This window comes from Streptomyces sp. NPDC096311, assembly GCF_044763085.1.
Classification (GTDB): domain Bacteria; phylum Actinomycetota; class Actinomycetes; order Streptomycetales; family Streptomycetaceae; genus Streptomyces.
In genome coordinates this window covers 17403-31969 of the sequence record NZ_JBIWFN010000043.1, presented here as the reverse complement: position 1 = coordinate 31969, position 14567 = coordinate 17403, and the positions used below count along the sequence as shown (strand labels likewise).

14 protein-coding genes are annotated in these 14567 nt (G+C 68.7%); 3 read left to right on the top strand and 11 right to left on the bottom strand.

All coding sequences use genetic code 11. The features are described 5' to 3' along the window. Window positions 1-125, top strand: a 125-nt coding sequence (locus ACIRA5_RS51995) for a DUF3761 domain-containing protein (protein ID WP_403705270.1), incomplete at its 5' end; no start/stop codon positions are given. A 62-nt stretch (window positions 126-187) separates the two neighbouring features. Here ACIRA5_RS51995 and ACIRA5_RS51990 read toward each other — a convergent pair. Both ACIRA5_RS51990 and ACIRA5_RS51985 read right to left on the bottom strand, forming a co-directional pair. After that, entirely contained in the window at window positions 188-715 is a 528-nt protein-coding gene (locus ACIRA5_RS51990; RefSeq protein WP_403705264.1) for a hypothetical protein, read from the bottom strand. Continuing rightward, window positions 715-1476 carry a hypothetical protein gene (locus tag ACIRA5_RS51985; protein ID WP_403705262.1) on the bottom strand — a complete coding sequence of 254 codons (762 nt, stop codon included), beginning with the start codon at window positions 1474-1476 and terminating at the stop codon, window positions 715-717. The genes ACIRA5_RS51990 and ACIRA5_RS51985 overlap by 1 nt, the downstream gene beginning before the upstream one ends. A 1672-nt stretch (window positions 1477-3148) precedes the next feature. Between ACIRA5_RS51985 and ACIRA5_RS51980 the strand changes: the two genes are divergently transcribed. Both ACIRA5_RS51980 and ACIRA5_RS51975 read left to right on the top strand, forming a co-directional pair. Continuing rightward, on the top strand, window positions 3149-5371 hold the full coding sequence (locus ACIRA5_RS51980; protein ID WP_403705259.1) for a hypothetical protein: 2223 nt from the start codon (window positions 3149-3151) through the stop codon (window positions 5369-5371). Further along, complete coding sequence (locus tag ACIRA5_RS51975) at window positions 5340-5921, top strand: hypothetical protein (RefSeq protein WP_403705256.1); 582 nt, start codon at window positions 5340-5342, stop codon at window positions 5919-5921. The genes ACIRA5_RS51980 and ACIRA5_RS51975 overlap by 32 nt, the downstream gene beginning before the upstream one ends. 517 nt (window positions 5922-6438) lie before the next feature. Here the strand turns inward: ACIRA5_RS51975 and ACIRA5_RS51970 are convergent. The 9 genes from ACIRA5_RS51970 to ACIRA5_RS51930 all read right to left on the bottom strand — a co-directional run bounded on the left by ACIRA5_RS51970 (window position 6439) and on the right by ACIRA5_RS51930 (window position 14302). Then, a complete protein-coding gene (locus ACIRA5_RS51970) occupies window positions 6439-7974 on the bottom strand; it encodes a hypothetical protein (protein ID WP_403705255.1) in 1536 nt (511 codons plus the stop codon). Further along, on the bottom strand, window positions 7971-8381 hold the full coding sequence (locus ACIRA5_RS51965) for a hypothetical protein (RefSeq protein ID WP_403705252.1): 411 nt from the start codon (window positions 8379-8381) through the stop codon (window positions 7971-7973). Before ACIRA5_RS51965 ends, ACIRA5_RS51970 begins: the two co-directional genes overlap by 4 nt. A gap of 49 nt (window positions 8382-8430) precedes the next feature. Continuing rightward, a complete protein-coding gene (locus ACIRA5_RS51960; protein WP_403705250.1) occupies window positions 8431-9864 on the bottom strand; it encodes an MFS transporter in 1434 nt (477 codons plus the stop codon). A 224-nt stretch (window positions 9865-10088) separates the two neighbouring features. Beyond that, window positions 10089-10958 (bottom strand): helix-turn-helix transcriptional regulator, encoded by an 870-nt coding sequence (locus ACIRA5_RS51955; RefSeq protein WP_403705247.1) that lies wholly within the window; start codon window positions 10956-10958, stop codon window positions 10089-10091. 102 nt (window positions 10959-11060) lie between these two features. After that, window positions 11061-11399 (bottom strand): MoaF-related domain-containing protein, encoded by a 339-nt coding sequence (locus ACIRA5_RS51950; RefSeq protein WP_403705244.1) that lies wholly within the window; start codon window positions 11397-11399, stop codon window positions 11061-11063. A gap of 41 nt (window positions 11400-11440) precedes the next feature. Next, the gene (locus ACIRA5_RS51945) at window positions 11441-12142 is read right to left on the bottom strand and encodes a type 1 glutamine amidotransferase domain-containing protein (protein WP_403705242.1); all 702 of its coding nucleotides are present in this window, start codon (window positions 12140-12142) and stop codon (window positions 11441-11443) included. A 30-nt stretch (window positions 12143-12172) separates the two neighbouring features. Further along, the gene (locus ACIRA5_RS51940) at window positions 12173-12562 is read right to left on the bottom strand and encodes a nuclear transport factor 2 family protein (RefSeq protein WP_403705240.1); all 390 of its coding nucleotides are present in this window, start codon (window positions 12560-12562) and stop codon (window positions 12173-12175) included. 35 nt (window positions 12563-12597) lie between these two features. Continuing rightward, complete coding sequence (locus tag ACIRA5_RS51935; RefSeq protein ID WP_403705237.1) at window positions 12598-13197, bottom strand: flavodoxin family protein; 600 nt, start codon at window positions 13195-13197, stop codon at window positions 12598-12600. Between the two features lie 229 nt (window positions 13198-13426). Continuing rightward, window positions 13427-14302, bottom strand: a complete 876-nt coding sequence (locus ACIRA5_RS51930) for a helix-turn-helix domain-containing protein (protein ID WP_403705234.1) — start codon at window positions 14300-14302, stop codon at window positions 13427-13429. Between the last annotated feature and the right edge of the window lie 265 nt (window positions 14303-14567).

Here is a 14567-nt window from a genome sequence, read left to right as displayed (position 1 = left end):
GCAAGGCCAACTCGCCGCATCCACGCGGGGCAACGGCGAAGTGCAAGGACAGCACCTGGTCCTACAGCGCCCACGCCCGCGGCACCTGCTCGCACCACCGGGGCGTCACGTACTGGTACCGGTAGATCCCAGTCCGCATGAAGCCCCCGGCCGCGCCCAGGGCGGGGGCTTCACGCTCGGCGGCAGGTCACCTGAGCTCAACAGCGTAGGAGCCGCCGTTGAATTCCCAGCCGTCGGTGCCTTCGCCGATGTCGGCGACGATGACGTCCTCGATGAAACGGTCCTCGAAGTCGTCGTCGCGCAGGTCACCGGCCAGCCAGAGCGCCTCGATATCGCTCCAGTCGCCGCGGCTTGCATCGATGCGCAGGGGTGCGGCGCGGCGGGTGCCGCGTTCGCGTTCGTCGGCGCCGGTCTTGACGAGGCCGCTGATCTCGAACTGGCCGTTCTTGACGTGGTCGGGGATGAGGTCGCGGTAGCTGCGGCGGACGTTGTACTCGGGATCCGACAGCCACTTGATCAGCGTGTCGGGCCGGACGTCGAGGCCGGCACTCTCCAGGGCCTCGTAGCCGCGTCTGGTGCCGGTGAGCTGGCTGAGCTGGGCGTGCCAGTGTTTGGCGCTGTAGGAGGACAGCCGGTGGCGGGGGGTGACCTGCGCGCGCAAAAGGTCGCCCAGTGCGGCGCCGAGGGAGTTGCCGCGGCCTGTGGGTCCGGCCATCAGTCGTCACCTTCGGGGATGAACTCGCCGGGCTCGATGAACTTGGCCTTGACTTCCCCGAAGCCGGTCCCGATCCGGTACGTCGCAGGCGGGGTGTCCGCCGGGGTCCAGAAGATCGCGGCGTCGACGTTGCGCAGGGCGACGAGGGTGTTGCCTTCCTGGACGGCTTTGAAGGCGACGGTCCAGTGGCGGACGGATGCTTCGGCGACCATGCTCATGCGCCAGTCCGGCCGCCAGAACGGAGACCGTTGCTCCTGCCGCTTGGGCCACAGCAGGCGCAGTGCGATCGACAGGCGTGTCTTGTAGTTCTTGTACGGCTCGCCGCCGGCCTGGATGAGCTGGGTGCGGGCCTCGCGGGCCGCGGTGTAGAACGGCTTGAACAGCGACTCGTTCATCTTCCCCGTCCAGGAGTCGTGGATGGTGACGGGCGTGGTGAGGTGGCCGTCGCGGTGGAGGCGTTCGAGCTGCTTGATGTGCGGGGTGGTCACCCACACGCGGCCCAGCTCGTCCGGGCGGTCGACGAGGCGGCCGAGCGGGTGCGGCATGCCCGGGTAGTCCCATTCCGGAATGTCGATCTGGTAGATCCCGGCCTTGGTCTTGTCGAAGGCGTCGAGACGGCCGGTGTGCAGGAGTTTGTTCGGGGCGAGGGGGACGGCCGAACAGGCCGAGGGGAAGGAGCCGTTGCGGTCGATCAGGCACAGCACGCCGTCCCCGAAGGACGCGGGCACGTCGAGCTGGTCGCGCCGGACCCGTTTGCGCACGCCGGACGACGTCCTCGGTGTTCTCACTCATACGGATCCGGTTCTCCTTGCTGGGGTGGCGGGTTAGGGGCGGCCGATGACGTGGCAGCGGGCTGGTACGGATGACGCCTTCATCAAACGGGACGGCGACGGCCTCCGTCCGGCCCTCTACGCCGCCGGAGTCGCGGCCGTGGAGGAGACCGGGGTGCTGTCGGCCGTAGAAGGCCCACAGGTCCAGCGCAGCGTCCAGGAGCGCCGCGCGGTCGGCTGCGGGCATCCGCTCGACTTCCGTGAGCAGCAGTCGGGCGTCGCCCCGGTGAGCGGGGGCGTGCTGAGCGAGGAAGAAGAACACCTGGGTGGGCCCGTCGGCGAGGACTTCTCCTTCCACCTCGCGGGCCGCCCGCAGGCGGTAGGCGGCGCCCGCGGTCACCGCGAGCACCCATCGGGTCCTCCTCGAGGAGCTTCGCCGTCAGGGACTGTCGGCACGGTGCACACCGCTCGATGCTGGCCCCGATCAGTGCGGCAGCCATCCGCAGGTCCGGCACGGCCTCGACTCCCCACCGGCCGGGATCGGCCGACTGGAGGTCCGTGTGGGACGGGCCGCTGGCGTGTACGTGAAGGGTTCCCGCGTTGGCGGCCGTGTAGGCGGCGCCCTGGCGGCTTCTGCTTCGGGCCCGGCTCTTACGGCCGTGGCTCTTAGTCATACGGCTCTCGCATCTTCCCACGCCCGGCCCCATGACCCGATGCGCGCGACGAATAGCAGCATGCGGAAGGCTCAACAGCCCTACGGCTGTCGAAAGTTGACGTACCCCTCACATTGATGCTGCACGGACCGGACCCTCGTGTGGGGTCCGCGGGCACCTTTGCCGTGGTGCATCCTGGTCACGGGCCAGGGGGCGGGCTTGGGCCGATGTGTCGGCCGCCGCCCGCACCCTACCGCCCGGCGTCCGGTCTCGGGAACCGATGGGCGAAGGCACACTGCAAGGCTCCCCTGGGGGCTGTTTCAGCGCAGCGTTCCGGGTGGATACTTCGCCACCCCCTCGTACTGCGGGTCCCAGACCCGTATCCACGATTCGCGCCATAGGCGGGGCAGCTCGTGACCGGCTCGGCGTACGGGCTGGCTTCCTCCCCGGTCACGGGCTCCCCTGTGGTCCTGTCCACTCAGCCAGCCTCAACGTGCTGCTGTGCAGTAGGCGCGCCGCCGTGCGCGTCAGCAGTCCTCGTGATCCCTCTGCTGCGGAACCGCGGCTGCCCCAGGCGCGGCGGTGCGCTTCCGCGGTCCCCACGCGCGGGGACCGCGGAAGGCCACGGGCCAGGTCGCGAGGGAGGTGGCGAGCCCCGGGACCAACGCCTGTGCAGAGTGCGGCGATGGGCAGCGCGAAGCCGCAGGCGCCCGTCCTGTCGCCGATGCAGGCCGAGCAGGCAGACCTGTTCCGGCGGGCACACGCCGGGGACACATTCCGGTAACGGGCCGCACTCGCCTATTCACCCGGAGCGATTGATCAACTGCCCATACCCGTCAGTAAGTTGTCCGTGTGTCACGGTCACCGCCTTACCGGATTCGCCCTCCAGGAGACCCGGCTCGGCAAAGACTTCAGTGACACAGGTTCTTCACATGTGATCAAATCCGGGTGTTCCAGCAGGTCAGAGCCCTGCTGGGCGTCCATCTTCTTGCACCACAGAAAGGGACTCCATGAGAGTCCGGATATCCCGCCGCGCGCACGCGGTCATGATCGCCGCTGCCCTTGCCGGGAGTGTCGTGGTTCCGCTGGCCGGCGCACAGCCGGCTGCGGCCGACGACTGTCTCACCTCCGTACCGACGTACGTGTGGGAGCCGAACACCACCAGAAACATCGCGGCGCCGCGCGTGCTGCACAAGTACATGGACTGGGGACCCCAGAGCGGCACCACGGACACGCTGATCGACACCCTCTACACGGCGAACCTGCCGACCACCAGCAGGGTGTTCACCGGCGGTGGCAATGGCATCATCTACGAGGCCACCTCTGGCGGCCAGGTCAAGTCCTACAAGGACAACACCGCCACCGGCGGGGCTCTGCTGACTCCGGTGAAGACCTACAGCCTGGCGTGGCAGAACGCCAAGCAGATCTGGACCAACGGCAGCCGGGTGTTCGTACTCAACGCCGCGGACTCGCTCGTGATCTACAAGCAGTCCGCTCCGACGACGGGCAACGGCACCCTCACCAAGATCTCCGAGACTGCGACCTCGACCGCCGCCCTGTTCGATGCTACGAACGTGTGGATGGTGAACTCCACCGTCTACGCGCTCACCAGCACGGGCGCCATCAACCAGTACAGCTACACCGAAACCCCGATTATCGGCACCATTGCTGGACGCCTTCAGAGCGCGGGCGCGGTGGCCACTGGTCTGACCGACACCAGCCAGGCCTGGAGCCCGGGCGCTGGGGTCGTCAACACCCAGGCCACCACCAGCGATCCCGACACCACCGGTCAGATCGCCAAATACTCCACCGGACCGTGGACTCAGCTCGATCCAGAGGTCCGCACCGGAATCGTCGGCACGATCATGGCGGACGCCGGACCGTGCCTTGCGGACCCGGACCCCTCTGTGCAGCCCTACTTCGCCACCCTGCCGGACGAGACCGGAGGGGCGGAGGCTGTCGACGCGCCCGAGGAGGCCGCCCAGACCCCGTCGAACACGGTCACCGGGAAGTTCACCCTCGGCAACGGGCAGCCCGCCGCGGGCCTTCCGGTCACCCTGACCGCCAACGACCTCGGCGACGGCGCCACCGGCGAGACCCAGGTGCCGTTCCTCGGCACGGCGACGACCGCAGTTGACGGCACCTGGTCCATCACCCTCCCGAGCACGCTCCCGGCCGACGTGCAGCAGGCCAAGGACGACAACGGCGGCATCCTCAACCTGCAAGCCACCGCCGAGGGCGTCACCACCACCACGAGCACGCCGATGCTCGGCGTGGACACCCTCTCCACCACCACGGCCCAGCAGAGCGCGACGGTCTCCGGACAGAACGACTACGGGCACAGCACTCTGCTCGCGCCGAACACCGTGTCCGACACGACGCAGGACACCTACGCGGCGTCCACGGACAGCAGCACCCTCGCCGCGAAGATCGAAGCCGACCCGGCTCCGGCCCCCGACACGGTCCCTATGTGGCAGAGCGACAACAGCACCCTCGCCGCCGACTACAACCCGTACCTGGTCAACGGCCACGACGTCAGCGCCGAAGCGGTGCGCCCGCCCACCGTCCCCATGAGTTCCGGCAACTGCTGGGACACCAAAACCCAGATCGACAGCTCGACGAAGTACACGGTCGTCGGCGAAGCGCACGCCAACTGGGACGCGAAGTCAACGTTCGAGTACGAATCCTCGATGTCCAGCAGCATTGACACCGCGGTCAAGAGCAGCGGCAACTGGACTCTAGGTGCGTCCAAGGAACTGTCGCAGAGCAACGGCATGACCGTAGGCTGGTCCAACAAGTCCAAGTACTCGCACCAGTACCAGGTGCCGATCCTCTACAAGAAGTGGAAGTACCAGCACTGGTGCTCCGGCTCGGTGCGCGCCACCTGGTACAAGATCGAGGCAAGCGGATACCACATTCCGGCCGACGGCGCGGCGGGCAAGTTCGGCAAGGACGTGTCGTCGAAGGACGGGTCGGCGAACTTCAATAAGGCCCCGAAGGGTAATCGGACCTACCTTTCGGGGGGTGGTGGCACCCTTTCGCTTGCTCACGGCAGTTCTGTGAAGTTCGGCGGCGCGGTGAGCGCCTTCGGTATCTCGCTCGGTGCGAAGACCGGCTACGACAGCAACCACAGGCAGAGGATCACGTTCGGAAACCAGCCCGGCAAGCACTGGATCTGGGGCAAGAACGGGTCGCTCAGCAGTGGGCACGCTGGTGTCTTCTACTCCAAGTAGGCGCGGCCGGCTGATCGCCGGAACCGCATTCCTGATCGTGGCGGCGGCCCTGGCAGCCTGGCTGGTCCCGCAGCGACCAGATGACTCAGGTGCACGGAAGGGTCACGCGCTGGGTGCAGGACTGCTCGAGCAGGCCGACCTGGAGTACGACCAGCTGCGGATCGGCAAGGAGTACTGGCTGAACCTGCCCCAAGCGACCAACGCCAGCGGTGAACCGGTGACCATAACCAAGGCCCAGTTCGTCAGCCTGCCGAAGGGGCTGGAGCTGATCGGCTACAAAGTGGTGAGCGTCTACGACACCGGCGGATACGGAATCGGTGTGCGCCTGGTGAAGTCACCGAGCGATGACATCACCGGCCTGCCTGAGCGGTCGAGCACTTTCACCGTGAAAGCCCACAAACCGGCCAACAGTTTCCACATGGCCCGGTTCAGGGTGACCGGTCCGGTGACGGGTGACACGTCGCAATGCCGGTTCTGGTACCAGCAGCGCTCGGTGAAATACCAGCAGGACCTGCGGTGCGTCAACCAGCTACGCCTCGCCAAGAAATAGAGTAACCAAGCACGCCCCCCAGAACATGTGGTTCTGGGGGGGCGTCTTGACGTCACGGACCGGGGCGACGGACTCCGGGCGCCAACCGAGTTGTTACTGCCCCCGACCCGCCCCGGTTGCTCGGTTCGACAGGCCCAGGTGAACCATGCCGCGGCTCTGGGGACGGCCGGGCAGCTTCCCCGGCTCTTCCTGGGCGCCTGACCGGCTGAAGCGAAAGGCGCAGGACGTACATCTCGCACTGATGCTGCACAGACCGGACCCTCGTATGAGGGACCGCGGGCACCTTCACCGTGATGCACCCAGCTCATGGGCCGGGGCGCGGGCTTGGGCCGATGCGTCGGCCACTGCCCCGCGCTCTACCGCTCCGCGACCGGGTCCGGAACCGATGGTCAAAGGCGCACACGTCGGGCGCCGTACCCGCTGCCCGAGCGCTCGGTCACCACGGTGCAGCCAGCAGACGGCCGAACGCCCGGGCCCGCGTCGGCGAGTCCCGGGGCGTTCGGCCGCGAGGGGGGCGTCAGGCTTCAGAGAGGCCGGGTACGCCGTCGGTCTCCGCGCGCGGGGCCAGGTATTCCGCCAACGCCCGTCGCACGTAGGCCCGTTCCGCGCCCGTGGCGCGCGCCCCCAGGTCGTCGTCGAGGCGGGCGCGGGTGAGGTCGACCGCCCAGTCGGGCACCTCGTGCCGGTCCTCCAGCGCGTCCAGCGCCTCCCGCAGCCGCAACCGCCCGGCGCCCTCCTCATCCCGGCGTGCGTCGTTGAAGGCCCTGGCGATGGCGACGGAACCGATGGCGAGGAAGTCCCGATACCGTTGGCCGCCGGCCTGGAGTCGTTCGGCGACCTGCTGTGCGGTGAGCAGGCCCCGGCTGCGCTCGGCGAGTGCAGCGACGAGCCGGTCCTCCTTCGCCCGTCGTTGGGCGTTGAGACGCGCTGACGACTCCGCGTACGGCTCGTCGGGGTGGCGGTAGGTCAGGGACCGGCCTTCCTGGGTCCAGTCGTGCGCCCAGGCGTCCGGGTGGTGCGGACCCCAGGTCTCGGCGAACGCGTACGGGCCGCCGGTGCCAATGCGCAGCAGAGCGGCGGTGACGCTCACCGGCGTGCGGCCGCCGGTGAACCAGGCGAGCGACTTCCACCCGGCATCCGCGCTCCACACCTTCAGCTCGTAGTGCGGCGGATGCTGCTCCTTGGGGTACCAGACGGGTTCGCGTGTGGGCGGGGCGGACTCCGGCCGCCCTGGCGGCCACGTGTCGAACGGCAGTCGCGGCACGACCGGACGGTCCGGGGCAGCGTCGACCTGGTGGACCCGGCTCGGCATGCTGGACAGATCGTGGGTGACGTGCTCCCCCACCTCGGCCCGCAGATGCCCGCAGTCGCCGCCGGCCGGGCGTCGGGGCTCCTCCAGCCGGTGGGCGACCAAGGCGTCGGCCAGCTCCCGCGCGCTGTCGAGGCTGGTGCACCAGGCCATGGTCCACCAGCTCGGGGAGCCGCCCGAGTGGTCCTCGCCGACGATCCCGTCCGGGACGTCGTAGACCCGCACCTCGTACGGCAATTCGGGGCTCGGGCACACGGGATCGAACCCGTCGAGGTAGTCGCCGGACCGCTCGACGGACCAACCGTTGTGCGCCCACCGCCAGAAAGGCTCGCCCTTCGGGTGCCACACCAGCGGCCACAGGGCCGCCACCTCCACCCGGCCGTCGGCCGTACGGTGCGGCAAGGGCACCCGGGCGCCCTTGCCCACGGCGGCTGTGGCGGTCTGCTGGTAGATCACCTCGCGGATCACATAGCCGTCGGCTGCGGGCTCGGCCACCCCCCAGCGGCCCCCGGCGTAGTTCTCCAGGGCCGTCTGGTCCGACCAGATCACCCGCACCGGCACCGCGCCGTGTTCCGCGACGACGGCGGACAGCGCGTCAACGGTGATCTCCTCCCACCCGTAGCGGACCGCGTCCGGCTCCGGCAGCTCGGCGTCCAGCAGGCGCCGGCGGGCGGCGGTGTAGGAGATGCCCTCTTCGGCTGCGAGTCGGCGGGCAGCCTGCTTGAACCGCTTGTCATCTGTCACGGAAGCCCCCTTGCCGGGGAGATCCCACGCATCCCCACCGTGGGCGTCGTAACCACGGACAGGCAGATGCAGCACCTGAGTTTCCCCTTGTCCTCGGTCGCCAGTTCCCGGCGTGGGCAGGGACGGAAGTCGCCGCCGCCATCGAGCACGGCGAAGGAACCGGCACACACCAGCTGCGCCACCGCCCCGGCGGCGATCACCCCCATGCGGAACCTGGACGGCGTCCGCCCGCGCAGCGTGCCGACGGCGGCCAGGCCGAGTCCGACGAGACCGCCGCAGACCAGGCACGCCGCCCACCACAGCACCTTGCGGATGGTCCTGGGCTGGCCGGGCCGCGCGGCGGGCGGCCGTTGCCCCGGAACGACCGGCCGCTGCTGAGGGGTAACCGTGGCAATGGGTCGGTCCAACGTGGATGTCGTCATGAGTACCGCGGACTGCCGGGGCAGAAGATCTCGGTCATCGTTGTGCGGGACGGCGGCGGAGACGGAGGACGGGAACCAAGTTCAGGAGCAGACCGACCGCCGCAACCCCGGTGACCAGGTTCAGGCCGGGCCGGTAGGCGGTGAAGTCTCCGCCGCTGCCGCCCGCACCAGCGATCACGGCGGTGAGGACTGCCAGGACGAGCGCGGCGCCGACCTGGCCGGAGGTCTGCACGAGGCCGGAGGCGAGGCCCTGTTCGGAGTCGTCGATGCCTTCGGTGGCCTGGGCCATGATCGCGCTGTAGCCGAACGCGAAGCCGCCGCCGAGAAACAGCAGGGCGGGAAGCATGGCCAGGAGGTAGTGGGGCGAGGAGCCGGCCGTGGCCAGGAACCACACGTAGCCGAGGGTCAGCGAGGTCATCGAGGTGATGATCAGTGGTGCGGTGCCGAAGCGGTTGACGAGTTTGCCGGTCAGCGGCGAGCCGACGGCGACGATCAGGCCAACCGGTAGCAGCGCGAAGGCCATGCGCAGGGGCGACCAGCCGAGACCGTCCTGCAGGTACAGCGTCATCATGAACTGGAAGCTGAGGTAGGAGCCCATCAGCGCGACGATGCTGAGGTTGGCCCGGACCGTGGTGGCCTTACGCAGGATGCCGAAGCGGACCAGCGGGTGCCGGACCCGCTGCTCGATCAGGACGAAAGCGAGCAGCAGCAGGACGGCGACGCCGAAGGCGCCCAGTGTCGCCGCGGAGGTCCAGCCCGTCTGGGGCGCCGTGACCACGGCGTACACGGCGAGCAGCATGCCCGCGGTGAGGGTGGCCGCTCCGGCCGGGTCCTGGCCGCCGGTGTCGGTACGGCGGTCGCGCGGGATCAGGATCAGGCCGACGACCAGGGCGAGCAGCGCGAGCGGGACCGGCATCAGGAAGGTCCAGCGCCATCCGATCCCGGTGAGCAGGCCGCCCAGGATCAGGCCCGAGGAGTAGCCCAGGGCACCGAAGAGGCTGAAGACAGACAGCGCCCGGTTGCGCTGCGGTCCCTCCGGGAACGTCGTGGTGAGGATCGACAGGCCAGCGGGCGCAGTGAAGGCGGCGGCCAGGCCCTTGACGAACCGGGTGGCGATCAGCAGCGAACCGCTGTCGACCAGGCCCCCGAGCAGTGAGGCGGCGGCGAACACGGCCAGCGCGGCGAGGAAGACCCGGCGGCGTCCGAGCAGGTCGGCGGTACGGCCGCCGAGCAGCATCAGTCCGCCGTAGCCGAGGACGTAGCCGTTGATGATCCACTGAAGTGAGCCGGTGGCCATGCCGAGGTCGTGGCCGATGGAGGGCAGGGCGACGCCGACCATGGAGACGTCAAGGCCATCGAGGAACAGCACCAGGCACAGCACGGCGAGAACGGCCCAGAGGCGGGGGGTCCAGCGCGGCTCGGCGACAGCGAGCGGCGGCGTCCCGGGGCGGGACTGGGTCAGGGACATGGGGAGGTGAATCTCTTTCCTGGCGGATGAGCAGGCAGGCCCGGACGCCTCGGCGCTGAGGAACCGGTGGGAAGAGAGCCGGACCGGGGGCGGGACGCGCGGCGCGGTCGGCTTCATGATGAGCGTGCCAGGAGAGCCGTACACGAAGAAGGGAGAGCCTCTTCCTAGGCGCGGGGTGCGTAGGAGAAAAGGCTCCCCCTCTGAGGGGAATACCTGAGTGACGGTCAGGCGGAGCTGTCGCTGGTCGAGTGGCAGGGGTCGGCCGCCCAGGAGGCCAGCATGCGCAGGCTGTCGTGGGTGGGGGTGCCGGCTTCGGCGGTCCAGACAATGATCTGGAGGTCGGGGTCGGCGGCCCAGGTGACGGCGTTCCAGTCGAGATGCAGGTCGCCGACGACGGGGTGGCGCAGGTGTTTGGTGCCGGTGTCCCGCACGGCGACGTTGTGGGCACCCCACCACTGGCGGAACTGGTCGTCCCGGACCGAGAGTTCACCGACCAGGGCGGCTAGCTGGGGGTCCCCAGGGTTGTTCGTGTTGTGCATGCGCATCTGGGCGATGGCCAGCCGGGTGACGCCCTCCCAGTCCGCGTACAGCTCGCGCATCGTGGGGTCGGTGATGAGCAGCCTGATGTAGTAGCGCTGCTTCTCGGGGATCTTCCCGAAGTCGGTGATCAGGGCGGCGCCCATGGTGTTCCAGGCGACGATCTCGGTGCGCGGCCCGATCACGAAGGCGGGGGTGTGCGCCATGTCGTCGAGCATGCGCTGCAACTGCGGCTGCGCCTTGGGGCGCGACTGCCGGCGGGGCGGGCGGAAATCGTCCTTGGCCGCAAGCTCGTAGAGGTAGGCACGCTGATCCTCGTCCAGGTGCAGCACCCGGGCCAGGGACTCCAGCACGGACTGCGAGGGCTGGATACGGCCCTGTTCGAGGCGGGCGTAGTAGTCGGTGCTGATGGCCGCCAGTACGGCGACCTCCTCACGGCGCAGGCCCGCGACACGCCGCGAGCCGCCGTCGGGCAGTCCGACGGCGGCCGGGTCGAGCTCGGCGCGGCGCGCCTTGAGGAACTCCCCCAGATCGTGGCGGTGAGGATCGCGGTTCATGCCCTCACCCTGGCACCGAAGACCTACGTTGTCAGGGGGAGAGATTTGTCCCTGGATCGCCTTCGTCAACATGGCGCGCGCCGGGCACTGCCGACAGCGGGTTCAGCGGACGCGCGTCCACTTCCCGTGGAGCTGGACGAACTGGCCTCCGATGACGGAGCTGGCCATGCAGGTGCCCTCGGTGTAGTCCTCGATGTGGGTGACGTGGTCGCCAGCGTCGGGTTCGGTCCAGCGCACGACGTACAGGCCGTCGCGGAGCTGGGTGGTGGTGTACTCCATCGTCTGCTTGCGGCCCTTGATGGCGCCGCTGGTCACCTCGAAGCTGACCTGGGTGGCCGAGTCGAAGGTGATCTCCACGGTGAAGTGGCCGAGCGGGGTGTCCGGGCCGAGGTCGGCCAGCCAGGTCTGGCCCACGCTGGGAAGCGTCGCGTTGCTGTCCATCGGTAACTGCCTGTTTCTACGAGCGGTGGTGCGGGATGCCGTCAGCCGAGAGCCTTGACGACCTCGTGGGCCAGGGGGACGGCGGAAGCGGGGTTCTGGCCGGTGATGAGGGTGCGGTCGATCTCGAGGTGGGGGGCGAAGTTCTCCTCGCCCTGGTGGTAGTCCGCGCCGACGTCGGCGACGAGGCGGTCCTGGAGCAGCCACTTCGCGCGGTCGGCGAGGCCGTTCTGGATCTCCTCGGAGTTGGACAGTCCGGTCAAACGGTAGCCGGCGAAGGGGGACTTGCCGTCGGTGTCCACGGTGGACAGCAGCGCGGCCGGGCCGTGGCACACCAGCGAGACGATCTTGCCGGAGGCGAGCCAGTCGCTGAGGAGCTTGCCGGCCACGGGGTAATCGGAGAGGTCCTCCATGGGACCCCAGCCGCCGGGGACGAAGACGGCGTCGTAGTCGTCGATGTTCACGTCCTCGATCTGCAGCGGGCTGGCCAGTTCGGTGGCCTCGCGCAGTGCGGTCTTCATCTGCTCGGCGCCTTCCTCGCCGCCGTTGAAGTCCGGGGTGAGGCTGAGGGCGTCGGCGGTGGGCGGGACGCCGCCCGGAGTGGCGGCCGTGATCTCGTAGCCGGCCTCCTTGAAGACGCCGTACGGGCCGATGGCCTCCTCGGCCCAGAAGCCGGACGGCTGCTGGAACCCGTCGGCCAGGGTCCAGTGGGTGGCCGCGGTGATAAGGAAGAGGATCTTCGCCATGAGTTTCTCCCTGCGGGGTGACGGGGCGGGTCAGGCCTGCACGGCCTGCTGGACGGTGTGGCTGTCGGCGGCCTGGATCAGGTGGGTGAGCTTGCCGCCGCCGACCGTCCACAGGTGGATGAAGCGGGCGTCCGACTCCTGACCGGACTTGGACACGGCGTGGTAGTGGCCGCGCACGAAGACGTGCTCACCGGCGTCGTAGAACTCCTCGGCGACCGCGCCGAAGGAGTTGAAGTTCGGCGCGAGCCGGCCGAAGAAGTCGGCGCCGGCGCTGGCCCAGGTCTTGTAGACACCGCCGTAGGGGAAGCCGGGGGTGATGTCCCAGACGATGTCGGGGTCGATGACCTCGGCGACCACGTCCGGTGCCATCCCGGAGTCGTAGAGACGGCGGACGAGAGCGAGGTTCGCGGAGTCGGACATGACGATGCTCCTTGGAGGTGTACGGACGGAATGTCTCAGGCAGCGAGGGCGCTGCGGCCGGCCAGGAAGAACGCGGTCTGCTGCGCGACGCGGGCACCGAGGCCCTCGGCGGTGGCGATGTCGGACTTGTGGACCGCCTCGGGGCCAGCATCAACCGGGGTCTGGGCGCCCGCACCGACGAAGTAGCCCAGACGATTGATGTCGTCCTCGCTGCCCTCGGTGGAGGCCCAGCCCGGCTGCACGCCCAGGCTGACCCAGTGCATGCCGTGCTGGGCGGCCATAGTGAAGAAGTAGCCCAGAGTGGAGGACTTGTCGCCGTTCTTGGCACCGGAGTTGGTGAACCCGGCGGCGATCTTGTCGGCCCAGGTCTGGGTGTACCAGCGCTTGCTGCTGGCCTCGGCGAAGGTGTGGAAGGCAGCGGAGGCGGTGCCCATGTAGGTGGGGGCACCGAAGATGATCGCGTCGGCGGCGTCCAGCTGCGCCCACTGCTCGTCGGTGATCGTGTCCACCGGGACGGAGATCACCTCGGCACCGGCTTCCGCGGCACCGCGCGCCACGGCCTCGGCTATGACGGCGGTGTGGCCGTAGCCGGAATGGAAGGCCACGGCGACCGAGGGTCGAGAGGTGGAGGACATGGGGGTATTGCTCCTCGAAAAGGATTGCGTGGATTGTGCTCTGGAAGCATGGCACGGAATTCAACAGCGAAGGTAGGAAGGATTTGTCCCCGGTCAGGATTTGCCCCTGCCCGGGATCATCTCTGGTCGGAAGGAAAGCGCATGAGGGAATGCCGGAAATCACAGTGGCCCATTATTTCCGGGCTCTCCTGCCATCTCTCTGTACCGGTGTGAAAGGAGACCGCCCCAGTCAGCTGACGGGGTCGGACTTGGAGTCGTCCTGCTGGGCCGCGGCCCAGGAGGCGAGGAAGCGCAGCCCCTCGTGGGCGCGCGAGTCGGATTCGGCGCTCCAGACGATCAGCTGCTGGTCGGGGTCGGCCACGCAGGTGAGGGCGTCCCAGGCGAGGGTGAGTTCACCGGCGACCGGATGGCTGAACACCTTGGTGCCGCCAGCGCGGGGTACCACGTGGCGACCTCCCCACCACTGGCGGAACTGGTCGTCCTGCACCGACAGATCCCCGACGAGAGTGGTCAGCCTCCGGTCGTCGCAGCAGGCCACCGCCTGCTGCCGCAACACGGCCACGGCGTTGAGGGCAGAGTCCTCCCAGTCGGCGTACAGCGTTCTCATAGCCGGGTCGGTGAAGAGCTGCCGGACGTAGTTGCGCCGCTGCTCGGGGACCTTCGCGAAATCGGTGCCGAACAACGCGGCGGCCATCGGGTTCCACGCCAGGATGTCCAGGTACCGGCCCAGGATCACACCGGGGGCCACGCTGAGCTCGTTCAGCACGGTACGCAGCCGGGGGTGCGCCTTCTGCGAAACCCGCCGCCGTGCCGGGCTGGCTTCCCTCCCGGCCAGCTCGAACAGGCGGTCCCGCTGGTCGTCACCCAGATGCAGGACCCGGACAAGGTCGGACAGCACGGATGCGGAGGGGGTCACTCGCCCCTGCTCCAGGCGGGTGTAGTAGTTGGTGCTGATGGCTGCCAGCACCGCGACCTCGTCCCGGCGCAGTCCGCTCACGCGTCGGCGCCGGTCGGTTTCGGGCAGACCGACCGTACGGGGGCTGAGTTCGGCCCTGCGGGCCTTCAGGAATTGGCCCAGCTCCTTACGATGCGCAGCGCTTTTCATACTTGCCAGTGTGCGCCGTCCGCCACTCTGCCGGGTAGGAAGATTTTGTCCCTGGATACTCACATCCGGGGGTGGAATTCTCCTCTGTACGGGCCCTGCGGGTGGCATCGGAGTCGGAGACCGGCAATTATTTTTCGCATGCCGTCAAGGCTTCCGCATGCCCTATCGGCCGTTGTCAGGAATCCGGTAATTCCGGGTGAAACCGCCGTCCGAGCACCAGCACTACGGCAAAGCGCGAAGAGAACCACGATGGAACTCCTGAAAC